Source organism: Sphingomonas ginsenosidimutans, assembly GCF_002374835.1.
Lineage (GTDB): Bacteria > Pseudomonadota > Alphaproteobacteria > Sphingomonadales > Sphingomonadaceae > Sphingomonas > Sphingomonas ginsenosidimutans.
Window position 1 is genome coordinate 373,468 of sequence record NZ_NWVD01000003.1, and the last position, 23,719, is coordinate 397,186.

27 protein-coding genes are annotated in these 23,719 nt (G+C 69.8%); 18 read left to right on the plus strand and 9 right to left on the minus strand.

The genetic code is table 11. The features are described from left to right. Window positions 1–8: 8 nt before the first annotated feature. Genes COA17_RS10180 through COA17_RS10205 form a run of 7 tightly spaced genes read left to right on the plus strand, consistent with a single transcriptional unit; the run spans window position 9 to window position 5,017 of the window. A complete protein-coding gene (locus COA17_RS10180) occupies window positions 9–1,388 on the plus strand; it encodes a DUF1501 domain-containing protein (protein ID WP_096612110.1) in 1,380 nt (459 codons plus the stop codon). Between the two features lie 47 nt (window positions 1,389–1,435). Further along, window positions 1,436–2,335, plus strand: a complete 900-nt coding sequence (locus COA17_RS10185) for a heme o synthase (RefSeq protein WP_066487409.1) — start codon at window positions 1,436–1,438, stop codon at window positions 2,333–2,335. Continuing rightward, window positions 2,332–2,469 (plus strand): hypothetical protein, encoded by a 138-nt coding sequence (locus COA17_RS19380; protein ID WP_169803565.1) that lies wholly within the window; start codon window positions 2,332–2,334, stop codon window positions 2,467–2,469. Before COA17_RS10185 ends, COA17_RS19380 begins: the two co-directional genes overlap by 4 nt. Beyond that, window positions 2,469–3,029, plus strand: coding sequence for a cytochrome c oxidase assembly protein (locus COA17_RS10190; RefSeq protein ID WP_066487398.1), 561 nt, complete (start codon window positions 2,469–2,471; stop codon window positions 3,027–3,029). Before COA17_RS19380 ends, COA17_RS10190 begins: the two co-directional genes overlap by 1 nt. Window positions 3,030–3,067: 38 nt before the next feature. Further along, complete coding sequence (locus COA17_RS10195; RefSeq protein ID WP_096612112.1) at window positions 3,068–3,979, plus strand: cytochrome c oxidase subunit 3; 912 nt, start codon at window positions 3,068–3,070, stop codon at window positions 3,977–3,979. Between the two features lie 4 nt (window positions 3,980–3,983). Then, a complete protein-coding gene (locus tag COA17_RS10200; protein WP_096612114.1) occupies window positions 3,984–4,421 on the plus strand; it encodes a DUF983 domain-containing protein in 438 nt (145 codons plus the stop codon). Beyond that, window positions 4,418–5,017 (plus strand): SURF1 family cytochrome oxidase biogenesis protein, encoded by a 600-nt coding sequence (locus COA17_RS10205; RefSeq protein ID WP_066487042.1) that lies wholly within the window; start codon window positions 4,418–4,420, stop codon window positions 5,015–5,017. Before COA17_RS10200 ends, COA17_RS10205 begins: the two co-directional genes overlap by 4 nt. A 161-nt stretch (window positions 5,018–5,178) precedes the next feature. Here the strand turns inward: COA17_RS10205 and COA17_RS10210 are convergent, their stop codons facing one another. Then, on the minus strand, window positions 5,179–5,934 hold the full coding sequence (locus tag COA17_RS10210) for a molybdopterin-dependent oxidoreductase (RefSeq protein ID WP_096612116.1): 756 nt from the start codon (window positions 5,932–5,934) through the stop codon (window positions 5,179–5,181). Further along, the gene (locus tag COA17_RS10215; protein ID WP_066487029.1) at window positions 5,931–6,623 is read right to left on the minus strand and encodes a cytochrome b/b6 domain-containing protein; all 693 of its coding nucleotides are present in this window, start codon (window positions 6,621–6,623) and stop codon (window positions 5,931–5,933) included. The genes COA17_RS10210 and COA17_RS10215 overlap by 4 nt, the downstream gene beginning before the upstream one ends. A gap of 26 nt (window positions 6,624–6,649) precedes the next feature. Here COA17_RS10215 and COA17_RS10220 point away from each other — a divergent pair, with 26 nt between their 5' ends. Further along, window positions 6,650–7,267 carry a flavin reductase family protein gene (locus tag COA17_RS10220; protein ID WP_096612118.1) on the plus strand — a complete coding sequence of 206 codons (618 nt, stop codon included), beginning with the start codon at window positions 6,650–6,652 and terminating at the stop codon, window positions 7,265–7,267. 6 nt (window positions 7,268–7,273) lie between these two features. On the opposite strand, the gene COA17_RS10225 is transcribed toward COA17_RS10220, so the two are convergent. Next, window positions 7,274–8,032, minus strand: coding sequence for a sulfite exporter TauE/SafE family protein (locus COA17_RS10225; RefSeq protein WP_245857632.1), 759 nt, complete (start codon window positions 8,030–8,032; stop codon window positions 7,274–7,276). A gap of 292 nt (window positions 8,033–8,324) precedes the next feature. On the opposite strand from COA17_RS10225, the gene COA17_RS10230 reads away from it, so the two are divergent. After that, window positions 8,325–9,578 (plus strand): PAS-domain containing protein, encoded by a 1,254-nt coding sequence (locus COA17_RS10230; RefSeq protein WP_096612122.1) that lies wholly within the window; start codon window positions 8,325–8,327, stop codon window positions 9,576–9,578. Window positions 9,579–9,608: 30 nt separating this feature from the next. On the opposite strand, the gene rlmN is transcribed toward COA17_RS10230, so the two are convergent. The 3 genes from rlmN to COA17_RS10245 all read right to left on the minus strand — a co-directional run bounded on the left by rlmN (window position 9,609) and on the right by COA17_RS10245 (window position 11,979). Continuing rightward, the gene (rlmN, locus tag COA17_RS10235; protein WP_483881752.1) at window positions 9,609–10,793 is read right to left on the minus strand and encodes a dual-specificity RNA methyltransferase RlmN; all 1,185 of its coding nucleotides are present in this window, start codon (window positions 10,791–10,793) and stop codon (window positions 9,609–9,611) included. A 66-nt stretch (window positions 10,794–10,859) separates the two neighbouring features. Beyond that, window positions 10,860–11,339: a hypothetical protein gene (locus tag COA17_RS10240; protein ID WP_096612126.1), complete on the minus strand. Its 480-nt coding sequence runs from the start codon at window positions 11,337–11,339 to the stop codon at window positions 10,860–10,862. A gap of 7 nt (window positions 11,340–11,346) precedes the next feature. After that, on the minus strand, window positions 11,347–11,979 hold the full coding sequence (locus tag COA17_RS10245) for a histidine phosphatase family protein (protein WP_096612128.1): 633 nt from the start codon (window positions 11,977–11,979) through the stop codon (window positions 11,347–11,349). Between the two features lie 132 nt (window positions 11,980–12,111). Here COA17_RS10245 and COA17_RS10250 point away from each other — a divergent pair, with 132 nt between their 5' ends. The 4 genes from COA17_RS10250 to COA17_RS10265 all read left to right on the plus strand — a co-directional run bounded on the left by COA17_RS10250 (window position 12,112) and on the right by COA17_RS10265 (window position 15,407). Continuing rightward, window positions 12,112–12,726 carry an outer membrane protein gene (locus COA17_RS10250; protein ID WP_066484225.1) on the plus strand — a complete coding sequence of 205 codons (615 nt, stop codon included), beginning with the start codon at window positions 12,112–12,114 and terminating at the stop codon, window positions 12,724–12,726. A 165-nt stretch (window positions 12,727–12,891) separates the two neighbouring features. Further along, complete coding sequence (dnaN, locus tag COA17_RS10255) at window positions 12,892–13,995, plus strand: DNA polymerase III subunit beta (RefSeq protein WP_096612130.1); 1,104 nt, start codon at window positions 12,892–12,894, stop codon at window positions 13,993–13,995. A gap of 102 nt (window positions 13,996–14,097) precedes the next feature. Further along, window positions 14,098–14,808, plus strand: a complete 711-nt coding sequence (gene gntA / locus COA17_RS10260; RefSeq protein ID WP_066484222.1) for a guanitoxin biosynthesis heme-dependent pre-guanitoxin N-hydroxylase GntA — start codon at window positions 14,098–14,100, stop codon at window positions 14,806–14,808. Then, window positions 14,805–15,407 (plus strand): DUF1989 domain-containing protein, encoded by a 603-nt coding sequence (locus tag COA17_RS10265; protein ID WP_066484220.1) that lies wholly within the window; start codon window positions 14,805–14,807, stop codon window positions 15,405–15,407. Before gntA ends, COA17_RS10265 begins: the two co-directional genes overlap by 4 nt. A 10-nt stretch (window positions 15,408–15,417) precedes the next feature. Here the strand turns inward: COA17_RS10265 and COA17_RS10270 are convergent, their stop codons facing one another. From COA17_RS10270 to COA17_RS10280, 3 genes are all read right to left on the minus strand, one after another. Continuing rightward, a complete protein-coding gene (locus COA17_RS10270) occupies window positions 15,418–15,597 on the minus strand; it encodes a hypothetical protein (protein ID WP_066484218.1) in 180 nt (59 codons plus the stop codon). Window positions 15,598–15,740: 143 nt separating this feature from the next. Next, window positions 15,741–16,499: an SDR family NAD(P)-dependent oxidoreductase gene (locus tag COA17_RS10275; protein ID WP_096612132.1), complete on the minus strand. Its 759-nt coding sequence runs from the start codon at window positions 16,497–16,499 to the stop codon at window positions 15,741–15,743. After that, complete coding sequence (locus COA17_RS10280; RefSeq protein ID WP_425442696.1) at window positions 16,496–17,299, minus strand: enoyl-CoA hydratase/isomerase family protein; 804 nt, start codon at window positions 17,297–17,299, stop codon at window positions 16,496–16,498. The genes COA17_RS10275 and COA17_RS10280 overlap by 4 nt, the downstream gene beginning before the upstream one ends. A 99-nt stretch (window positions 17,300–17,398) precedes the next feature. On the opposite strand from COA17_RS10280, the gene fdhD reads away from it, so the two are divergent. The 5 genes from fdhD (at window position 17,399) to COA17_RS10305 (ending at window position 23,623) form a co-directional block, all read left to right on the plus strand. Next, on the plus strand, window positions 17,399–18,169 hold the full coding sequence (gene fdhD / locus COA17_RS10285) for a formate dehydrogenase accessory sulfurtransferase FdhD (RefSeq protein WP_096612284.1): 771 nt from the start codon (window positions 17,399–17,401) through the stop codon (window positions 18,167–18,169). A gap of 7 nt (window positions 18,170–18,176) precedes the next feature. Then, window positions 18,177–20,441 (plus strand): FdhF/YdeP family oxidoreductase, encoded by a 2,265-nt coding sequence (locus COA17_RS10290; RefSeq protein WP_096612134.1) that lies wholly within the window; start codon window positions 18,177–18,179, stop codon window positions 20,439–20,441. 74 nt (window positions 20,442–20,515) lie between these two features. Further along, entirely contained in the window at window positions 20,516–21,307 is a 792-nt protein-coding gene (locus COA17_RS10295; RefSeq protein WP_425442698.1) for an SDR family NAD(P)-dependent oxidoreductase, read from the plus strand. Window positions 21,308–21,312: 5 nt separating this feature from the next. Beyond that, entirely contained in the window at window positions 21,313–22,404 is a 1,092-nt protein-coding gene (locus COA17_RS10300; RefSeq protein ID WP_096612136.1) for an acyl-CoA dehydrogenase family protein, read from the plus strand. 16 nt (window positions 22,405–22,420) lie between these two features. Next, window positions 22,421–23,623 (plus strand): acyl-CoA dehydrogenase family protein, encoded by a 1,203-nt coding sequence (locus tag COA17_RS10305; protein WP_066484209.1) that lies wholly within the window; start codon window positions 22,421–22,423, stop codon window positions 23,621–23,623. Window positions 23,624–23,719 lie beyond the last annotated feature (96 nt).

Genomic DNA, 23,719 nt, shown 5'->3' on the forward strand with positions numbered 1-23,719 from the left:
CCGCGACGATGCACATCCATCACGACGAATCGCGCCGCGCCTTCCTGCGCCGCGCCGCGCTATTGGGAATGGCGGGCACCGCCGCCCCGTTCGTCAACACGCTGGGCGCGATCGGCGAGGCCGCGGCCGCGACCGGATCGGGATACAAGGCGCTGGTCTGCGTCTTCCTGCACGGCGGCAACGATTACGGCAACACGCTGATCCCCTATGACCAGGGCAGCTACGCGGCCTATGCGCAGGCACGCGCCGCGCTGGCGCTGTCGCGCGATGCGCTGTCGCCGCTGGTGCCCGATGTCGCGCTGGCCGGCGGGCGGCAATATGCGATGGCGCCGTCGCTGGCGCCGCTGGCCGATCTGTTCGCGAAGGGCGTGGTCGCGCCGGTGATGAACGTCGGCACGCTGGTGCAGCCGATCACCAAGGCGCAGTATAACGCCCGTAGCGCGCCGGTGCCGCCCAAGCTGTTCAGCCACAACGACCAGAGCAGCTATTTCCAGGCGTCCAGCCCCGAAGGCGCGCAGAGCGGCTGGGGCGGGCGGATCGGCGACCTGATGCAGGCCGGCAACGGCGGGTCGGCGCTGACGTGCATCAACACCGGCGGCAATGCGGTGTACCTGACCGGGCGCCAGGCGGTGCAATATGCGGTCGGTACCGGCGGCCCGGTCGCGCTGCTGAGCAACAGCAAGACGATGTACGGGTCGACCACCGCGGCGACGACGCTGCGCGAGTTGATGACGAAGAGCAACGGCGCGCTGCTCGCCGACGAACATGCCCGCGTCAGCAAGCGCGCGCTGGATACCTATGCGCAGGTCTCGGCCGCGCTCGGCGGCGCGCCGGCGGGCAATTTCCCGTTGTTTCCCAGTGGCAATTCGCTGGCCGATCAGCTGCGGATGGTGGCGCGGATGATCTCCGTCTCCAGCGAACTGGGGCTGTCGCGGCAGGTGTTCTTCGTCGGGATGGGCGGGTTCGACCTGCACGACAACCTGCTGACGCAGCATCCGGTCCTGATGGGGCGCGTCGCCGCGGCGATGCGCGCCTTTTACGACACCACCGTGGCGATGGGCGTCGCCGACAAGGTAACCAGCTTCACCGCCTCCGACTTCGGCCGCACGCTGACCAGCAACGGCGACGGATCCGACCATGGCTGGGGCGGGATGCATTTCGTGATGGGCGGCGCGGTGAAGGGCCGGCGGCTGTACGGCCGCGCGCCCGATGTCGGCGCCAACACCAACGACGACGTCGGGCAGGGGCGGCTGATCCCGACCACCTCGGTCGATCAATATGCCGCGACGATGGCGACCTGGTTCGGCGTGTCCGCGTCGGACCTGCGCACCGTCCTGCCGAACATCGGCAATTACGACGCCTCGACCTGGAATCTCGGCTTCCTGTAAGGCTTTCCTCGCGCCCCGCCGCACGGTAGGGGGTGGTGGTGACCGTCATGAGCACCGCTGCCCCCCTCCTGCCGCCGGCCGACTGGCGCGATTTCCTGGCGCTGACCAAGCCGCGGGTGATGACGCTGGTCGTCTTCACCGGGCTGTGCGGCATGCTGGCCGCGCCGGTCGCGGTCGATCCGGTGCTGGGCTTCACCGCGATCCTGTGCATCGCGCTGGGCGCGGGCGCGGCGGGCGCGCTCAACCAATGGTATGAAGCCGATCTGGACGCGGTGATGAAGCGCACCGCGCAGCGCCCGTTGCCCGCCGGGCGGATGGAGCGGCAGTCGGCGCTGCATTTCGGTGTCGGGCTGGGCGCCTTTTCGGTGATCCTGATGGGGCTGGCGGTCAATCTGGCGGCCGCGGCGATCCTGACCGTGTCGATCCTGTTCTACGTCCTCATCTACACCGTCTGGCTGAAGCGGCGGACGCCGCAGAACATCGTCATCGGCGGCGCGGCCGGGGCGTTCCCGCCGCTGATCGGCTGGGCGGCGGCGACGGGGCAGGTCGCGTTGCTGCCGTTCCTGCTGTTCGCGCTCGTCTTTCTGTGGACGCCGCCGCATTTCTGGGCGCTCGCGCTGTTCGTGAAGACCGACTACGCCAATGCCGGCGTGCCGATGCTGCCCGTCGTGGCGGGGGAGGCGGCGACGCGGCGGCAGATCGGCCTGTATACGATCCCGATGGCGGCGGTGGCGATCGCGCCCTGGCCGCTGGGGCTGACCGGCGCGGTGTACGGCGTCGTCGCGGTCGCGATGACCGCCGCGTTCGGCGTGCTGGCGGCGCTGGTCGCGGCGGGGGCGACTCGCGCGGGGCGGCCGATGGCGTGGGAAAAGCGGCTGTTCGCTTTCTCGATCCTGTATCTGTTCGTGATCTTCGGCGCGCTGGTCGCCGACCGGTGGGTGGCATGATTCCTGACGACGACGATCTGATCCGCCGCCGGCAGAAGGGACGCGCGATCGTGCTGGCATTGTTGCTCGGCGCGTTCGTGGTGCTGATCTTCTTCATCACCATCGCCAAGATCCGCCAGGGAATGGCGCACTGATGCGCGGCGACGGCGCCCGGGGCGCGAAGGCGCGCACCACGCGCACCGTCGTGCTCGCGGTACTGGGCGTCTGCTTCATGACCGGGCTCGCCTTCGCCAGCGTGCCGCTCTACCGGCTGTTCTGCCAGGCGACCGGGCTGAACGGCACCACCAACCGCGGGCTGGCCGCGCCGGGCAGCGTCCATCGCCCGATCACGATCGCGTTCGACGCCAACACCAGCCCCAAGCTGCCGTGGCGCTTCGTGCCCGAGCAGGAGCAGGAAACGGTCGAGATCGGTGCGCGCGACATGGCGTTCTTCACCGCCACCAACCGCGGCGCGCAAGCCGTGACCGGCACCGCCACCTACAACGTCACCCCCGCAATCGCGGGCAAATATTTCACCAAGATCCAGTGTTTCTGCTTCACGCAGCAGACGCTGAAACCGGGCGAGACGCAGCGGATGCCGGTGATCTTCTTCGTCGATCCGAAGATCCTGACCGATCCCGACACCCGCGATGTCGAGACGATCACGCTCAGCTACACCTTTTACCCGGTGGATTCTGCCAAAACGGCAAGCTAGAGCGGGTCCAACAGGCGTATAAACGGGGAGAGCCACGCATGGCTGGCGCGAAGAACCACGACTACCACATCCTGCCACCCAGCCCGTGGCCGCTGCTCAGCTCGCTGGCCGCGCTGGTGCTGGCGACGGGCGGCATCATGTACATGCATTCCGCGGTCGGCGGCGGCTGGGTCTTCCTGATCGGCCTCGCCTTCGTGCTGTTCTGCATGTACGGCTGGTGGCACCAGGTGATCCGCGAGGCGCATGCCGGCGATCATACCCCGGTGGTCCAGCTGCATTTCCGCTACGGCATGATCCTGTTCATCGCCTCCGAAGTGATGTTCTTCGTCGGCTGGTTCTGGGCGTTCTTCGATTTCGCGCTGTTCCCCACCGCGATGCAGTTCGTCGACGGGCAGGTGGAACGCGCCGCCGAGGGGGCCGCCGCGATCGCCGCGCAATGGCCGCCCAAGGGGCTGACCGTCATCAATGCGTTCGAGCTGCCGCTGCTCAACACGCTGATCCTGCTGACGTCGGGCACCACCATCACCTGGGCGCACCATGCGCTGATCCACAACCAGCGCGGCGGCGAGAAGCGCGGCTTCTGGAGCCTGCTGGGCGTGGGCGACCGCGACGGCGTGCTCAAGGGGCTGTGGCTGACGGTGGCGCTGGGCCTGATCTTCAGCTCGATCCAAGCCTATGAATACATGCACGCGCCGTTCCCGTTCAAGGGCATCAACTATGGCGCGGCGTTCTTCATGGCGACGGGCTTCCACGGGTTCCACGTGCTGGTCGGCACGATCTTCCTGATCGTCAACCTGATCCGCGCCTATCAGGGCGAATTCACCCCGAAGCAGCATTTCGGGTTCGAGGCCGCCGCCTGGTACTGGCATTTCGTCGACGTGGTGTGGCTGTTCCTGTTCGTCACCATCTACGTCTGGGGCGGCTGGGGCGCGCCGGTCCACGGCGGCTGACGCGATGACGGGCGGCCCATCGGCCGGGGGCGGCGATTCGGCGGCCCCCGCCCCCGCCGCCGCTTCCCCGGCGGCCCCTGCCGCGGCGGTGCCGACCCCGTTGGAATGCGGACTGAAGGGCCTGTGCCCGCGCTGCGGCGCCGCGACATTGTTCGCCGGCGCCGTTCGCTTTTCCCCGACCTGCGGCGCGTGCGGACTGCGCATCGGCGATTCCAACGTCGGTGACGGGCCCGCGGCGTTCCTGACGCTGATCTGGGGCGCGATCGTCACCGCGCTGGCGATCTGGCTCGAACTGGCATTGGGGCCGCCGTGGTGGGTCCATGCGCTGCTGTGGGTGCCGGTAACCGCCGCCGGGGTGGTCGGGTCGCTGCGCGTCGCCAAGGGCTGGCTGCTCGCGGCGGAGTTCCGCAATGCCGCGCGCGAGGGAAAGATCACCCCGTGAGGCGTATCCCGCTGATCCCGACGCTGGTCGTCGGGATGGCCGTGGCGGCGATGATCGCGCTGGGGCTGTGGCAATTGCTCGATCGGCTGCCGGCCAAGGAAGCGCATATCGCGCGGCTGGCGAGGAATCCGGCGCTGCCCGCGGTCGCCTTCCCGCGCTTTCCCGACGATACGCTGCTTTTCCGGCGCACCAGCGCCTTCTGCCTGGAACCCGTCGGCATCCGCCGCGCCGGGGCGGGATCGGCGGGATACCGGCTGATCGCGACCTGCCGGACGGGCGCCGAGGGGCCGGGGTTCCAAGTGCAGCTGGGCACGACGCGCGATCCGCTGGGCAAGGTGGACTGGCGCGGCGGGAAGGTGTCCGGCTGGATCAGCCATGCCCCCGATTCGCGTCCGCTGATCGCGACCTTGTTCGATCGCCGTCCGCAGGAGATGCTGCTGATCGCCGACACCCCCGCCGCCGGGCTGACCGCGAACACCGCGCCCGACGTGTCGGCGGTGCCCAACAACCACCTTGCCTATGCGGTGCAGTGGTTCCTGTTCGCCGGCATCGCGGCGATCATCTACGCCATCGCGCTGCGCCGCCGGGGGCGGTAGCGCGCTGGGAGGGGTTCACGCGGAGACTCGGAGGGCTAGCGCCGACGCGAGGCGTCCCTCTCCGCCGGTTAACGAAGCAGCCGTCACGCCTGTTGCAAGCGGTACATCGTCGCGTCTTCGCGGCTTTGCGTAAACCAGTTCTTCGTCGCCGCGCAGGCGCGTCAGATCCCCGCCCACCAGTCGTAATCGACGTTATCTTCCCAATAGCCGCCGTGCCCCTTGCCGATTCCGTCGAGCGAAGCGGTCGCGGTGACGCGCATCAGGTATTTGGCGTGCTTGTACCCCAATTGCCGTTCGACCCGCAGCCGCAGCGGCGCGCCGTGGCCGACGTCCAGGAACCGGTCGTTCATCGCCCAGGCCAGGATCGTCTGCGGATGGAAGGCATCGATCAGGTCGATCGATTCGTAATAGGGCGCGCCGCCGTACAGATCGGCGCAGCGGAACACGATATAGCGCGCGCCGTCGCGCAGCCCCGCCGCGCGCAGCACCGCGCCCAGTTGCGGCCCCTGCCACTTGCCGATCGCGCTCCACCCCTCCACGCAATCGTGGCGGGTGATCTGCGCGCGCTGCGGAAAGGCGCCGATGTCCGCCAGCGACAGCGACAGCGGGCGCGCCACCAGCCCGTCGACCGTCAGCCGCCAGTCGGCGAACCGCCCGGCGCGCAGCGCGGCATAATCGGCGGTGCCCGGGTCGCGGGTGCCGTTGGTGCGGAATCGCGGCGACATCTGGTCGGGGCGGAACTCGGGCGCCAGCGCATCGCGGTTCGACAGCGCGCGCTGCAGGCCGCGGTGCATGTCCTCGCCGCGGAACACGATCTCGCGCACCGCCGGCTGGCGGATCACGCGGTCGCACCCCGCCAGCGCGAGCCCGGCGCCCCCGGCGATCAGCGTGCGGCGGCGGATGAACGGCGCGGTCATTCGGGCACCCGCCAGCGACCGGTGACGATCGAACGCAGCTCGTTGCCCACGCCGGCCAGGATCACCAGCACCAGATGCACCACCAGGAACCCCGCGATCGCGGCCATCGCGATGAAGTGCAGCGACCGCGCCGACTGTCGCCCGCCCAGTACGTCCAGCAGCCACGGCCATATGGCGTTCATCCCCGGCGACAGCGCGAGGCCGGTCGCGATCACCAGCGGCAACAGGATGAAGATCACCGCCACATAGCTCAGCTTCTGGAGGATGTTGTAGGCGCCCGGCGCCTCCGGGTCGTGGAACCGCAACGCCAGATGCGCGCGCACGTCCGCCGCCAGATGCGCGCGCGACAGCTCCGCGCGGCGGATGCGCAGGTCGCGCTGGATATGCCGGTTGACCAGGCTGACGATCATGTACGCCAGCAGCGAGAAGGCGAAGATCAGCGCCATGAACAGGTGCCAGCGGCGCGAGATCGCCAGATTGTAGTTCGCCGGTATCGTCAGCCACGCCGGAAAGCGCGGCAATTGCGCCCAGGCATGGTCGAAATTCGCGCCATAGGCGCCCCAGTAGAGCCGCGGATGCGCGTTCGAAATGCCCAGCCCCGACCCGATCAGGACGATGATGCACACCGCATTCACCGCATGCCAGATCCGGGTGACGAGTCGGTGGCGACGGATGACGGTTGCGGCCATGCACCCGTTCTAGCAGAAGGCGCGCGATGACCGAATGGCATTTCTACGAGCCGGCGGCGGGGCACGGGCTGGCGCACGATCCGCTCAACGCGATCGTCGCGCCGCGCCCGATCGGGTGGATCAGCACGCTGTCGGACACCGGCGTGCGCAATCTGGCGCCGTACAGCTTCTTCAACCTGTTCGCCTATCGCCCGCCGATCGTCGGTTTCTGTTCGGCCGGCGCGAAGGATTCGCTCGCCAACGCGCGCGCCACGGGCGAGTTCGTGTGGAACCTGGCGACGCGCGACCAGGCGGAGGCGATGAACGCCACCAGCGCGACGGTGCCGCCGGGCGAGGACGAATTCGCGCTGGCGGGGCTGGAGGCGCTGCCAGCGCGCCGCGTCGCCGTGCCGCGCGTCGCGGGCAGCCCGGTGCAGTTCGAATGCGCGGTGACGCAGATCGTGCAACTGACCGCGCGCGACGGCAGCGATATGCCGTACTGGATGGTGTTTGGGGAGGCGATCGCGATCCACATCGACCGCGCGCTGATCGCGGACGGCGTCTACCAGACCGCGCGCGCCCGCCCGATCCTGCGCGGCGGTGGCCCGGCGGATTATTTCGAGGCGCTGGAGGCCGGGCTGTTCCGGATGCACCGGCCGGGCTGAGCCACCTCAGCCATAGGCGCGGGCGAAGAACACCGCGGTGGTGGCGCCCGTCACCGCCAGCGTCCACCACCGCACCAGCAGCGGCGGCAGCGCGCGGCCGATCAGCGCGCCGCCCCACCCGCCCAGGATCGCGCCCGCGATCATCGGCAGCGCCGCGGGCCAGCGCACCATGCCGGTCGCGACGAACACCAATGCGGCGGCGCTGTTGGCGACCGCCAGCATCATCGTGCGCGGCGCGAACATCGCGCGCACCCCGATCCCGGCGAGCAGGCCGTAGAGCGCGGTCATCATCAGCCCCACGCCGCCCCCGAAATAGCCGCCATAGACGCCCAGCAGCGCCTGCACCGCCAGCAGCGAGCGCGGCCCGATGGTGACGCGCGCCGCCAGCCAGTCCGCCGCGCGCTTTCCCCCCAGCATCGCGATCAGCGCGATCAGCAGCAGCCACGGGATGATGAGGTCGAAGGCGCGCGTCGGGGTCAGCACCAGCAGGATGCTGCCCGCCAGCCCCGCGACGAAGGTGATCGCCGCCAGCACGCGCCAGTCGACCCCGCCCAGTGGCGCCAGTTCGTCGCGATAGCCGTGCGCGCTCGCCGCCGCGCCGGGCAGCAGCGCGACGTTTGACGTCGCATTGGCGATATTGGCGGGCAGGCCGATCGCGATCAGCGCGGGCAGCGTCGCGAACGTGCCGCCCCCCGCCAGCGCGTTCATCGCCCCGCCCAGCGTACCCGCGGCGAAGACCAGCAGCATCGCGCCCGCGTCGATCACGCGCCGCGGCCCCATCGCGTTGTGCGTATCATCGTCCGGCCCCGATGGTCAGGACCGGCGGGCCGCGCCGCCGGCCCCTGTCGCCGGCCGCCACGACCGGCGGGCGGATGGGCGCACGATAACGGTCACGGCCATTCCTTTCGTCGTTCCAGCGGATGGGACAGGCGTCGTCGGGGCGGGGACCGTGGGCGCTGGCGCGTGCTGCGTCAATGCGTTGCGCGGTCGTCGTTGTCACGGCGGCGTGCGGTTCGTAAGGCCCGGTGCTTGGCCGCGGCCGACAGGGGAAACATCAGTGGGCGACCGGACCGACGTGGGGCGCGACCTGTTGTCCGTCGCACTCGATCACATGACCAACGGCATCGTCGTGCTGGATGAGAACGAGACGGTGCTGCTGGTCAACGAGCGGATGCACCGGCTGTTCGCGCTCCCGCCCGGCGCGATCGTGCCCGGGACGACGCTGGCGCAGCTGCTGGAGCATGTCGGGCGCAGCGTGGGCTGGGATACGGCGCGCGTCGCACGGGTGCTCGACAATCATCGCAGCTGGAAGCGCGCGGGGACCGACCGCCAGCTCGATCACCATTATGACGACGGCACGGTGCTGCGCATCGTCTATCGCCCCTATCCGGGCCGCGGCGGGGTGCTGACCTATGACGACATCACGCAGGAGGCGCAGCGGGCGACGCTGGCACGGGCGCGGACCGATGCCGCGCGCCAGTTCCGCGGTGACGTGGGCGAGACGGTGGGCGGCGTCGCGCGCGTCGCCGCCGCGATCCGCGCGCGCGGTGACGATGCCGCGGCGGCGACCGACATCGTCGCCGCACGGGTCGGCGACATCGCCGGCCTGTCGGCGCAGGCATCGACCGGCATGGCCGCGGCGGCGGATGCCGCGGGGCGGCTGAACGACACGATCGGTGAGGCGGCCGACGCGATCGACGATGCCGCGGGCGTCGCGGGCCAGGCGCGCGAGGCCGCGGAGCGCAGCAACGCCGCGGTGGCGAAGCTGGCCGACCACGCGCGCGCGATCGGCCCGGTCCTCGACCAGATCGGCGCGCTGGCGGCGCAGAGCCGGCTGCTGGCGATCAACGCGACGATCGAGGCGGCGCGCGCCGGTGAGGCGGGGCAGGGCTTTCGCGTTGTGGCGCAGGAGGCCAGGCTGCTGACCGACCAGATCAGCCGCGCGGCGGGCGGCATTTCCGACCATGTCGACGCCATCCGTGACGGCGTGGGCGAAGTGGCCGGCGCCCATGCGGTGATCCGCGGCCGCCTGAACGACGTCCATGCGCGCGCCGCCGCGGTGCGCACGATGATGCAGGCGGAGCGGGTGGAGGTCGCCGCGGTGGCGCGGGCCGCGCGCGAGATCGCGGGGAACGGCGACCTGGCGGTCCGCCATGCCCACGCGCTGGAGGACGCGCACCGGCGGCTCGACGCGGCGTTCCGCGACGTCACCGCGCAGGTCGATGCCGCCGAACGGCAGGTGTCGCAGCTGGTCGACGGCGCCGACCGTTTCTGGTCGATGCACCTGGCCGCGCACCACGACGCCGGCTGACGCCGTCCCGGCCGGCGCCGCCGGCGGGGATCAGCCGAGCGCGGCCTGCTTTTCCGCGGCGAGCCGGTCCAGTTCGGCGCGGCTCTTCTTTTCCGCCGCGGTCTTCAGCTGGCCGCACGCCGCGTCGATGTCGCGCCCGCGCGGCGTGCGCACGGGGGCGGAGATGCCGCCCTCGAACACGATCTCGCTGAACCGCCGCACCCGTTCGGGGGTGGAGGTTTCGTACGGCGCGCCCGGCCACGGGTTGAACGGGATCAGGTTGACCTTGGCGGGCAATTTGTACTGGCGCAGCAACCGGACCAGTTCGTGCGCCTCGGCGTCCGAATCGTTCCTGTCCTTCAGCATCACATATTCGAACGTGATGCGCCGGGCGTTGTTGGCGCCGGGATAGTCGGCGCACGCCTGCAACAGTTCCTCGATGCCGTATTTGCGGTTCAGCGGGACGATCTCGTCGCGCACCTCCTTCGTCACGGCATGGAGCGACACCGCCAGGTTGACGCCGATCTCCGCCCCCGCGCGCGCCATCATCGGCACGACGCCCGACGTCGACAACGTGATCCGCCGCTTCGACAGCGCCAGCCCGTCACCGTCCATCACCAGCTTCAGCGCGTCGCGCACCGCGTCGAAATTGTACAGCGGCTCGCCCATCCCCATCATCACGATGTTGGTCAGCATCCGCCCTTCGGGCTGGCTGGGCCATTCGCCCAGCGAATCGCGCGCCAGCATCACCTGCCCGACGATCTCTCCCGCGGTCAGGTTGCGGACCAGCCGCATCGTCCCGGTGTGGCAGAAGCGGCAGTTGAGCGTGCAGCCGACCTGGCTCGACACGCACAACGTCCCCCGATCGGCGTCGGGGATGAACACCATCTCGTAATCCTGCCCGTCGGGGGAGCGCAGCAGCCACTTGCGCGTGCCGTCGGTCGACACCTGCGCCTCCACCACGTCCGGCCGGCCGATCACGAACCGCTCGGCCAGCCACGGGTGCTGCGCCTTGGCGATATCGGTCATCGCGGCGAAATCGGTCGCGCCGCGGTTGTAGATCCAGTGCCAGATCTGCTTGGCGCGCAGCTTGGCCTGGCGCGCGTCCATCCCGGCCGTGGCCAGCGTCTCGCGCAGCTGTTCCTTGGACAGCCCGATCAGGTCGGTGCGGCCATCCTCGCGCAGCTTCGGCGCGCGCGGGACGGGCACGGGATCGATGTGCCCCGGGATGGGCATGGCGGCGGCCGGCTCTGTCAGCATCGCGGCGATATAGCCGGATCGCGCGGGTTTTTCCAGTATCCGCTACCGGCAGCCCAGCTGCGCCGCGTCGATCGCGGTGGCGGCGCCCGCCAGCGGATAGGTGTCCGCGATCGTCCGCCCCGCGGCATCCAGCGTCACCAGCGTCATCGCGCGCGCGCTGCGCATCGCGTTCAGGATCGCGCGGTCGGTCGCCGCGTCGGGCGCGCGCGCGGTTGCTTGGTCGCCGACCAGCGCGAACCGCCGTTCGCCCACGACCAGCGTGATCGCCGCGCCGGCCCCGCGCGCGTACGACAGGCGGAAGAAGACCGCCGGCGCGCGCGCCGCGCCCTGCCGCGCGGCGACGCTGCCGAAGGCGCCGCGCCGGTCGCTGTCGCCGCCGGGCAGCACCGGCCGCGCGATCGCGAAGCAGCGCCGCGGCCCGGCCCCGCCCACGCCGCCGGCCTCGCGAATCGCCGCCCAGCGGTGCCATACGCCCAGCGCGACGCGCTCGCCCGCCAGCGCCAGCGCCAGCGCCCAGATCACCGGTGCGTCACGCCGGCGCGTGCCCCGTGCCCAGGTGCACCACCTGCTCGCGCCCGCGCTCGATCAGCGTCACGGTCCCCTGCGGATAGCCCGGCAGCACCGGCGCGCCGCACGGATCGGCCGGCGCGCCGGTCATCACCCCGCGCAGCACGCGGCTGGAAATGCCGTGCATGATGACCAGCCGGTCGCCCGGATCGTCGTTCGTATCGGCCAGCCAGCCGGACACGCGCGCCGCGATCGCATCGTACCGCTCGCCATCGGGGGCGCATTTCAAGAGGCCGCCGGGCAGGATCACCGGGCCGACCTCCTCCACCACATCGGCGTAATAACGCCCGCCCCATGATCCCATGCCGATCTCGGTCAGTCGTTCGTCGGTGCGCGCCTCGTGCCAGTCGAGCCCCAGATGCTCGGCGACGATCGCCAGCGTCTGCAACGCGCGGCCGGTGGGGCTGGCCCATAGCGTCAGCGCGGGCTTCTCGCCCAGCGCATCGCGCAGCGCTCGGCCCATCTCCTCGGCCTGGGCGAAGCCGGCGCGGGTCAGCGGGGTGTGCGGCGCGTCGCCCTGCAACCGGCGCGCGGCGTTGAAGACGGTTTCGCCGTGGCGGGCGATGAAGTCACGTCCGTGGCGGGTCGCGGTCATTCCCGTCCTGTCCCCCCGCTGTTGCCGAAAAGCAACGATTTTTCCTGTTTAGGCAGGGTTCATGCAACGCCGCCGCGATCCGTTATTTGAACGCCACGCCCCGCGTTCTGGGGTGGGTAACTGGAGTGAGACATGCGTAAGCTTGCAATGGCCACCGCCGCGGCCGCGTTCGGCGCGATGCTGGCGGCCCCCGCGATGGCGCAGGACGGCCCGTTCGCCGGTGGCCGCGTTGAGGCGCTGGCCGGCTATGACAACGTCCAGGACGGCGGCGACGGTTCGTCGGAGGGCACCAGCGGCTTCACCTACGGCGGCCTCGTCGGCTACGATTTCCAGCGCGGCAACACCGTGTTCGGCCTGGAAGGCGAACTGACCGACGCGACCACCAGCACGCGCACCTACAATGCGCTGGCCGCGGGCGACCGTTTCTCGGTCGAGGCGGGACGCGACATCTATCTGGGCGGGCGCATCGGCGCGGTGATCTCGCCGCAGGCGATGGTCTATGCCAAGGGCGGCTACACCAACGCACGGGTCGAAAGCCGCTACACCACCGGCGCCGCCGGCGCGACCGAGACGATCGACAAGGTGAACCTCGACGGGTTCCGCGTCGGAGCGGGGCTTGAGTACAAGCTGTCGCCGACGTCGTTCATCAAGGGCGAATATCGCTATTCGCACTATGGCAATGTCGACAACGTCGACATCGACCTCGACCGGCATCAGTTGATGGCGGGCATCGGCATCCGCTTCTGACGCGCATCGTGCGGCCGGTTTTCCACAGGAAATCGGCCGTGCCACCGGCTTGGGACCGTTATGGAGGGTCGGGGCGCTTGCTCCGGCCCTTCATCTTTGGCTAGGAAAAGTCGGCCAATTGCCCCTGGTGAGTTTGATGACCTGCGGGCCGGGGGAAGAGTTGAGATGAAGGCGACGATCGAACGCGCGACGCTGCTGAAGGGGTTGAGCCACGTCCAGTCGGTGGTGGAGCGGCGCAACACCATTCCGATCCTGTCGAACGTGCTGCTGGAGGCGACCGCCGAGGGGCAGTTGCGGCTGATGGCGACCGACCTCGACCTGCAGATCAACGAATCGGTCGCCGCCGCTGTCGACCAGCCGGGCGCGACCACCGTGTCGGCGCACACGCTGTTCGACATTGCGCGCAAGCTGCCGGAGGGCGCGCAGGTGTCGATCACCGCGGCCGACGGGCGGATGGCGATCGTCGCGGGCCGCGCGCGCTTCTCGCTAGGGACGCTGCCGCGCGACGATTTCCCGGTGATCGCCGAGGGTGAGCTGCCGCACCAGTTCGAGCTGCCGGTCGAGACGCTCCGGCAGATCATCGACAAGACGCGCTTCGCCATCTCCACCGAGGAGACGCGCTATTACCTCAACGGCATTTTCCTCCATACCGCGGAGGGCGTCCTGAAGGCGGCGGCGACCGACGGCCACCGGCTGGCGCGCGTCACCGTCGACCAGCCGCAGGGCGCCGAGGGCATGCCCGACGTGATCGTGCCGCGCAAATGCATCGCCGAACTGCGCAAGCTGCTCGACGAGGTCGACGGCTCGGTCGGCGTGTCGCTGTCGGGGACGAAGATCCGCTTCGACCTGGGGCAGGCGATCCTGACGTCGAAGCTGATCGACGGCACCTTCCCCGATTACAGCCGCGTCATCCCGACCGCCAACGACAAGATCCTGAAGCTCGATCCCAAGAGCTTCATGGAGGGCGTCGACCGCGTCTCGACGATCGCCACCGAGAAGACCCGCGCGGTCAAGATGGCGCTGGATCGCGACAAGATCACGCTGTCGGTGACCAGCCCGGAAAACGGCACCGCGGCGGAGGAAGTGCCCGGCGAATATGTGTCGCTGCCGTTCGAGATCGGCTTCAACAGCCGCTACCTGCTCGACATCCTGGGGCAGATCGACACCGACACGGTCGAGGTCCACCTGGCCGACGCCGCCGCGCCGACGCTGATCCGCGAGAACGACAAGAGCCCGGCGCTCTACGTGCTGATGCCGATGCGCGTGTGACGCCGCCGACCCGCCGCGCGCCCGCCCCGGCGGCGCGCGGTTGATCGGCATCAGCCTGATTGCGCGGAACGAATCGCCCGCGCGGGCCGTATCGTCGGCCCTATGACCATTCCTACCACTCCCATGTTTCCATGGGTTCACGATGCGCAATCCGCGCTGGAGACATTGCTCCAGCGCCACGTCGCGGCGCGCGATTTCCCCTGCGTCGGGGCCAAGGCGGCGCTGGCGCGCGGCACGTTGATGGTGTTGGCGTGCAGCCGTATCGACAGCGCCTGGGACGATCTGCGCATCCACGACGCGCTGATGCGCTTCGCCGCGGACTACCGCGCCGAACCCGGGCTGTTCCGCAGCTTCGCGGTGGTGTTCGACGGGCCGGACGCGCTCGACGAACCCGCGTTCGAGGCGGCGCTGTGGCAGCGGCTGCAGTCGCTGTCGGACAAGGACGTGTGGCGCGGCCAGTCGTATGACGCGCGCGTCAGCGCCGATCCGGACGATCCGCATTTCTCGCTCAGCTTCGGCGGGGAGGCGTTCTTCGTCGTCGGGTTGCACCCCGCCGCGTCGCGCCCGGCGCGGCGGTTCGAACGCCCGACGCTGGTGTTCAACCTCCACGACCAGTTCGAAACGCTGCGCGCCGACGGCCGCTACGAAACGATGCGCGAGGCGATCATGGTCCGCGACGAGGCGATTGCCGGATCGCGCAACCCGATGCTCGCCCGCCACGGCGAGATGAGCGAGGCGCGCCAGTACAGTGGCCGCGCGGTCGATCCGCAATGGCGCTGCCCGTTCCACTACGGCGGCGGGGACACGGCATGAGCGACGCGGGCACGCAGGTGATCGGGCCGCGCAGCGGGGCGGGGTTCCGGCTGGCGGCCGGGCAGCTGCTGACCGTGATCGATGCGGAGGGGCGGCAGGTCGCCGACCTGCTCGCCTATAATGCGGCGGACGTGCGCGAGGTGATCTCGTCGGGTCGCACGCTCGATTATGCCGAGACGATCCGGCTGACCACCGGACACCTGCTCTATTCCAACCGCTCGCGCCCGATGCTGGAGATCGTCGAGGACAGCGTCGGGCGGCACGATTTCCTGCTGACGCCATGTTCTTACGACACGTTCCACCATTTCTACCCCGATCTGCCGCCGCATCGCGGCTGCTTCGGCAATCTGGCGGAGGCGCTGGCGCCGTTCGGGGTGACGGAGGACGCGATCCCGGTCGCGTTCAACTGCTTCATGAACGTGCCGGTTGATGGCGCGACCGGACGGCTGGAGGTGCTGCCCCCCACCAGCGTCGCGGGCGACCGGATCGTGCTGCGCGCGCGGATGGATCTGGTGATCGGGCTGACCGCCTGTTCCGCGCCGGCATCGAACGGCGGCAGTTTCAAGCCGATTCACTATCGGATCGACGACCCGTCCTGACCGCGCGCCGCTACGATCGGGCGGACGTGTCCGCGCTTTTGCGCGCGACGACGTCGCGCAGCCGCTGCGTATAGCGTTCGGCGAGGTCGAGGTGTAGCCGGCGGATCGCCTTGACGTCCGATTCGCGGGCAAGGGCACGTTCCTGATCCGAACGGCGGCGGAAGAATTCGGCATCGTCGGTGGCTGACATGGCGCAACCTTTCTGATCGAGCGAAGGGGGCCGCCGGCACGCGGCGGCGCTGATGCATCATGCGCCGCCCGGCCGCGCGCGGCTATCAACTCGATCAAGATTTCGCCACAATGTCCGGCGCTTGGCCCTCGCGGGCGGTCGCGCTACCCGCCGCCGTGCAGGTTGATCTTCTGCCCCGTGACATAATCGGCATCGGCCGACACGAAGAAGGCGACCGCTGCCGCGACGTCCTCGGGCGTGGAAACGCGGCCGAACGGCGACTGCGCGTCCAGTTCGTGGATGTCGGCCACCCCGCGCGTCGCCATCGCCAGCCGCTTGCCCATGTCGGTGACGGTCAGCCCCGGCGCGACGATGTTGACGCGGATGCCGTGGACGCGCTCCTCCTTGGCCAGCGTCTGCGCCAGCGCCTCCACCGCCGCCTTGCCCATATTGTACGGCGCGCCATTGGCGGCGTGGTACAAGGTCGCCACCGACGAGATCATCACGATATCGCCGCGCGGGCGCTGGCGCATCCACGGGATGACCAGTTTCGACAGATAATGCGGCGCCAGCGCATGGGTGCGCACCACGCGTTCCAGCTCGCCCGGATCGGTATCGGCCACCGATTGCCCGCGGCTGGCGATGCCGGCGTTGTTGACCAATATGTCGATCGCCCCGAAATCCGCCGCCACCGCCTCGACCAGCGCGGCGCAGGCGTCGAACGAATCGACCGATGCGGGATAGGCGCGCGCGCGCCGCCCCATCGCCTCGATCGCGGCGACCACCTTCGCCGCGGCATCGGCATCGCGGCGGTAATTGACCGCCACGTCCGCGCCGTCCTGCGCCAGCCGCAGCGCGATCGCGCGCCCGATCCCGCGCCCTGCGCCCGTCACCAGCGCGACGCGCCCCGCCGGCGCGCTCATGCGCGCGCGACCTTGCTGTAATCGGGGCGGCGCTTCTCCAGGAAGGCGGCCAGCCCCTCGGCAAAGGCGTTGTCGCCGACGGTCAGCATCTGGTTGCGATCCTCCATCGCGATCGCCGCTTCCAGCGAGGGCGCGTCGATGCTCATCCGCAGACACTCCTTGGTCAGCCGCAGCCCCAGCGGCGAGGCATCCAGCATCCGTTCCACCAGCGGCACGGCCGCCGCCTCGAGTTCGGCATCGGGGACGATTCGGCTGACCAGCCCGCACGCCAGCGCGCGCTCGGCATGGATGAAATCGCCGGTCAGCATCAGTTCGGCGGCCAGCGACGCGCCGACCAGCCGCGGCAGGAAATAGCTGACGCCGATATCGCACGCCGACAGGCCGATGCGGATGAAGGCGGCGTTCATCCGCGCACTCTCCCCCGCGATCCGCACGTCCGACGCCAGCGCCATCGCGAAGCCGCCGCCGCATGCCGGGCCGTGGATCAGGCTGACGATCGGCTGCGGGGCGTAGCGCATCGCCATCACGATCTCCGCGATCGACCGCTGGTGGCGCAGCCGGTCGATCGTGTCGCGCTCGACCGGATCGGCCTTCAGGTCCAGCCCCGCGCAATAGGCGCCGCCCGCCCCGCGCAGCACGACGACGCGCACGTCGCGGTCGGTCGCCAGCCCGCGGAAATAAGCCGACAGTTCGCCGACCATCACGTCGTCCAGCGCATTCAGCCGGTCGGGACGGTTCATCGTCACCCATTCGGTCGCGCCGCGCCGCTCCACGACGATCGTCTGCCGCTGCGTCATCATCCTCTCCCAAGACTTCTTTGCTGGGCAAGGTGGCATAACTAAAGTTATCCCGCAACGGCGATGGCGGCACGGCGGCGGATCGGGCACAAGCCGGGGCGCATGGACCATGAATTCTCCCGCGCCTTTCCCCATGGCCGAACCGAGCCGCACCGTCGCGCGATCGCGCAGGAGGCGCCGGTCGCGATCGAGGTCAACGGCCTGGGCTATGCGGTGATGATGGCGACCCCCGCCGACCTTGCCGATTTCGCGACCGGATTCGCGCTGTCCGAACGGATCGTCGCCGATGCGGCGGAGCTGGCGGCGATCGACGTGCATGACACGCCGCGCGGGACGATCGTGCGGCTCGCCGTGCCCCCGGCGCGCGCCGCGGCGGTCGCCGACCGCGTGCGGCGGCGCGCCAGCGACAGTTCGTGCGGGCTGTGCGGGATGGACAATCTCGACGCCATCCACCGCCCGCTGCCGCGCGTCCCCGCCGCGACCGCGCCGATGGCGGCGGTGTTCGCCGCGCTGGCGGCGATGCGCGCGCATCAGCCGCTCAACGTCGCGACCGGCGCCGCCCATGCCGCGATGCTGTGCGCCGCCGACGGCACGATCCGCTGCGCGCGCGAGGATGTCGGCCGCCACAATGCCTTCGACAAATTGATCGGCGCGATGGCGCGGGCTGCGATGGCGTGGGACGGCGGCTTCGCGCTGCTGTCGTCGCGCTGTTCATACGAACTGGTGGAAAAGGCGGCGCTGGCCGCGTGCCCGACGCTGGTCACGGTATCGGCGGCGACCAGTCTGGCGCTGTCGCGCGCCGCCGCGGCGGGGTTGACGCTGGTCAGCCTGGCGCGCGACGACGCGGTGCTGATTGCCGATCCCGTGCGTTAGGTGTGCCATGACCCAGCAACATGACGACCGCCCCGATTTCACCCCCTATCCCGGCCCGGCGGGCGGATGGGGATCGCTCCGCTCGCTGGCGGACATCATCCCGCGGGAGGGCAATCCGGTCGTCACCAGTGCCGAGCTGCTGCGCCAGAACAAGCCCGACGGCTTCGCCTGCGTCAGCTGCGCCTGGGCCAAGCCGAACCCGACGCACACCGCCGAATTCTGCGAGAATGGCGCGAAGGCGACGGCGTGGGAAATCACGTCGCAGCGCGTCACCCCGGCGTTCTTCCGCCGGCACACGCTGACCGAGCTGCGCGGGTGGAGCGACTACCGGCTGGAGGAAGCCGGGCGGCTGACCCATCCGATGCGCTACGACCGCGCGACCGACCGCTATGTCGTCGCGCCGTGGGAGGAGGCGTTCGCCGCGATCGCCGCGCGGCTGAAGCCGCTCGATCCGCGTTCGGTGGTCTTCTACGCCTCGGGTCGTGCCAGCCTGGAAACCTCGTTCCTGTGGCAGCTGATGGCGCGGCTGTACGGCAACCAGAACCTGCCCGACAGTTCGAACATGTGCCACGAATCGACCTCGGTGGGGCTGAAGGCGTCGATCGGCGTGCCGGTGGGCACCGTGAAGATCGAGGATTTCGACCACACCGACTGCATCCTGCACTTCGGGCAGAATGTCGCGACCAACAGCCCGCGGATGCTCCACCAGTTGCGCGGCGTGCACAAGCGCGGCGCACCGATCGTGGTGTTCAACCCGCTGCGCGAACGCGGGCTGGAGCGGTTCACCGATCCGCAGAACCCGATCGAGATGGCGACCGGCGGCGAAACCCCGATCGCGACCCAATATCATCAGGTGATCGCCGGCGGCGATATCGCCGCGATGACCGGCATCGCCAAGTGGCTGATCGACAACGACCGCGTCGACCATGACTTCGTCGCGCGCCACACCCATGGCTATGCCGACTTCGCCGCCAGCGTGCAGGCCGCCGACTGGGCGGATATCGAGCGTGAGTCGGGGCTGACGCGCGCCGCGATCGAGACGGTCGCGGCCACCTATGCGCGCGCCAAGGCGGCGATCGCAATCTATGGCATGGGGCTGACCCAGCATGTGAAGGGCGTCGACAACGTCCGCATGCTCGTCAATCTGATGCTGATGCGCGGCAACATCGGCAAGCCGGGCGCCGGGCTGTGCCCGGTGCGCGGCCACAGCAACGTACAGGGGCAGCGCACCGTCGGCATCACCGAGAAGACCGAGCTGGCCCCGGTCGATGCGCTAAAGGAACGCTACGGCTTCACCCCGCCTACCGAAAAGGGACTGGATACGGTGGAGGCGTGCCGCGGGATCATCGACGGCACGGTGAAGGCATTTCTGTCGCTGGGCGGCAATTTCGCGCGCGCGGTGCCGGAAACCGATCTGGTCGAGGACGGGTGGCAGCGGATGGACCTGTCGGTGCAGATCGCCACCAAGCTCAACCGCAGCCACCTGCTGCCCGCCGCGGGCGACACCTGGCTGCTGCCGTGCCTGGGCCGGATCGAGCGCGATCTTCAGGACAGCGGGCCGCAGCGCGTGACGGTGGAGGATTCGACCAGCGTCATCCACGCCTCGCTGGGGAAGGTCGATCCGGCCAGCCCGCACCTGCTGTCCGAACCCGCGATCGTCGCCGGCATCGCCAGGGCGCTGCTGCCCGCCAATCCGGCGGTGAAATGGGACGAATGGGTCGGCGACTATGCGCTGATCCGCGACGAGATCGCCGCGATCTTCCCGCACTTCTTCGCCCGCTTCAACGAGCGCCTCGCCGAGGAGCCGGCGGGCTTCTGGAAGGGTAACAAGGCATCCGGGCGCGAATGGGACACGCCCAGCGGCAAGGCGGAATTCCTGTCGCCCAAGGAGCTGAACGCCACCGGCTTCGCCGCCGCGGACGGGCGCTACCGCCTGCTGACGCTGCGGTCGAACGACCAGTTCAACACCACCGTCTACGGCTATTCGGACCGGTTCCGCGGGATCAACGGCACGCGGCAGGTGGTGCTGATGAACCGCGACGATATCGCGAAGGCGGGGCTGTCGAGCGGGCAGAAGGTGACGCTGGCGAGCGACGCGGGCGACAATCACGACCGGCGCGTCGGCGACCTGATCGTCGTCGAATACAATGTTCCGCCCGGCTGCATCGCGGCCTATTACCCCGAGTGCAACCCGCTGATCCCGCTGGAACATCATGCGGAGGAAAGCCACGTCCCGGCCGCCAAGTCGGTGCCGGTGCGGATCGTCGCGTAACCACGCCAAGCCTCTTGACGCGCGCGTCACCATAACAGACGTTATCCCTCGATAACCCGACAAGAGGGAGAGGGATGGTGCAGCTTGGCCCCGATATAGCGGCGGTCGTCACCGGGGGCGCGTCCGGGCTCGGGCGCGCCACGGCGGAGGCGCTGATCGCCGCGGGCTGCCGCGTCGCGCTGTTCGATCGCAATGCCGATATCGGCCCCGATGTGGCGCGGGCGATCGGCGCGACATTTTGCCATGTCGACGTCACCGACCAGGCGTCGGTCGATGCCGGTTTCGCCGCGGCGCGCGCCGCCAACGGGCAGGAACGGGTGCTGGTCAATTGCGCCGGCGGCAGCGTCGGCGGCCCGAACAAGACGGTGGCCCGGTCGAAGGACAATGGCGCGATCGTCCCCTATCCGATCGACAATTACCGCGCGACGCTCGAACTCAATCTGGTCGGCACGTTCCGCTGCATCGTCGGCGCGGCGGCGGGGATGATGACGCTGCCGCCGACCGCCGACGGCGATCGCGGCGCGATCGTCAACACCGCCAGCGTCGCGGGGGAGGAAGGGCAGGTCGGCCAGATTTCCTATGCCTCCGCCAAGGCCGGGATCATCGGCATGACCCTGGTCGTCGCACGCGATCTGGCGGCGGAGGCGATCCGCTGCAACACGATCCTGCCCGGCATCTTCGACACCCCGCTGCTGGCGCGCGCCAAGCCGCAGGTGAAGGCGGCGCTGGGCGCGATGGTGCCGTTCCCGAAGCGGCTGGGCCGCGCCGACGAATATGCGCGGCTGGCGCTGGAGATGATCCGCAACCCCTATTTCAATGGCGAGGACGTCCGGCTGGACGGCGCCATCCGCATGCAGCCGAGGTAGCGCCGATGAACTTCGACTATTCCGACGAGCAGAAGATGCTGAAGGAGGAGGCGCGCCGCTTCCTGGGCGCCCGCTGCGACACCGCGGTGGTGCGCGGCGTCCTCGACGATGACGACCGGCATCATGACGACGCGCTGTGGCGCGCGATCGCGGCGCAGGGCTGGCTCGGCGCCGCGATTCCGGAGGCCTATGGCGGGCTGGGGCTGGGCCATGTCGAACTGTGCGCGCTGGCGGAGGAACTGGGCCGCGCGCTCGCGCCGGTGCCGTTCGCCTCCACGGTCTATTTCGTCGCCGAGGCGCTGATGCTGCTGGGCAGCGAGGAACAGAAGACGCGCTGGCTGCCGAAGATCGCGGCGGGCGAGGTCATCGGCGCCTTCGCCACGTCGGAAGGGCCGGGCGCGGTCGCGCCGGGGCGGATCGCGACGCGCGTTGCCGACGGCCGGCTGAGCGGCACCAAGATCCCGGTCACCGACGGGCAGATCGCCGACCTGCTGGTCGTGCTGGCCGACGACGGCCTGTACCTGGTCGAGGGGCCGGTCGCCGCCGAGCCGCTCGCGACGCTCGACCCGACGCGCGCCGCCGCGAGGATCGTGTTCGACAGCGTGCCCGCCGAGCGGCTGGGCGACGAGGACGGCTTCGCCGCGATGCAGGCGGTGTTCGACCGCGCGGCGGTGCTGCTGGCGTTCGAGCAGCTGGGCGGCGCCGATCGCGCGCTGGAAATGGCGAAGGACTATGCGCTCCAGCGGCACGCCTTCGGCCGCGCGATCGGCGGCTATCAGGCGATCAAGCACAAGCTGGCCGACATCTACGTCAAGAACGAGATCGCGCGCTCGAACGCTTATTACGGCGCCTGGGCGCTGGGCAGCGGCGCGGCCGAACTGCCGCTCGCCGCCGCGACCGCGCGCGTCGCCGCCAGCGAGGCCTATTGGTTCGCCGCCAAGGAGAATATCCAGACCCACGGCGGCATCGGCTTCACCTGGGAAGCCGATCCGCAGCTCCACTACCGCCGCTCGCGTCAGCTCGCGCTGGTCGCCGGGGCGCCCGCAGTATGGCGCGAGCGGCTGGTCGCGCAGCTCGAACGCCGCAACGCGGCCTGAAGCGAGGAACGGCACGATGGACTTCAACGATACCGCCGACGAAGCCGAATATCGCGCCCGCGCCCGCGACTGGCTGGCCGCGAACGTCGCCGCGCACAAGGCGATTGACCATGGCGACGACATGGCCGCGGCACGCGCGTGGCAGGCGCGCAAGGCCGCGGCCGGCTATGCGCAGATCACCTGGCCGAAGGAATGGGGCGGGGGCGGCGGCACCCCGATCCAGAGCGTCATCTTCGGACAGGAAGAGGCCAGGCACCCGGTCCAGTACGGCTATTTCACGATCGGGCTGGGGATGTGCATCCCCACCGTCATGGCCTTCGCCGACGATGCGACGAAGCAGCGGTTCGTCGGCCCGGCGCTGCGCGGCGAGGAAATCTGGTCGCAGCTGTTTTCCGAACCCGCCGGCGGATCGGACGTCGCGGCGATCCGCACCCGCGCGGTCCGCGACGGCGACGACTGGGTCGTCAACGGGCAGAAGGTGTGGACGTCGGGCGCGCATTATTCCGACTTCGGCATCGTGCTGGTGCGCACCAACCCCGACGTGCCCAAGCACAAGGGGCTGACGATGTTCTGGCTCGACCTGCGCGCGCCGGGGGTGGAGATCAGGCCGATCCACCAGATGTCGGGCGGCTCGAACTTCAACGAAGTCTATTTCACCGACGTGCGCATCCCCGATTCGCAGCGGCTCGGCGCGGTCGATGCCGGGTGGAAGGTCGCGCTGGTGACGCTGATGAACGAGCGGCTGGCGGTCGGCGGCGGCGGCGGCGCGGGGCCGAAGGAGATATTGAAGCTGGCGCGCGAGGTGGACGGCGCGGACGGCGGCAAGCTGCTCCACGATCCCGCCTTCCGCCAGAAACTGGCCGACTGGTGGGTGCAGGCGGAGGGGCTGCGCAACACGCGGATGCGCACGATCACCGCGCTCAGCCGCGGCCAGACGCCGGGGCCGGAAAGCTCGATCGGGAAGATCATCGCCGCCAACCAGTTGCAGGACATCGGCAACTCAGCGGTCGAGGCGGAGGATCAGTACGGCATCATCGCCGACCCCGCGCTGGCGCCGCTGCGCGGGCTGTTCCAGTCGGCGACGCTCAACGCGCCGGGCCTGCGCATCGCCGGCGGCACCGACGAGATCCTGAAGAACATCATCGCCGAGCGCGTGCTGGGCCTGCCCGGCGAAATCCGCACCGACAAGGATGCGGCGTTTCGTGACCTGCCGGCGTAGCGGGGGCGGAGTGGCTCGTTGCGCGCCATCCGCTCTCCATCCGCCGTCCATCCGTTCGTGCTGAGGAGAGGTTCGACAGGCTCAACGGCTCCTCAG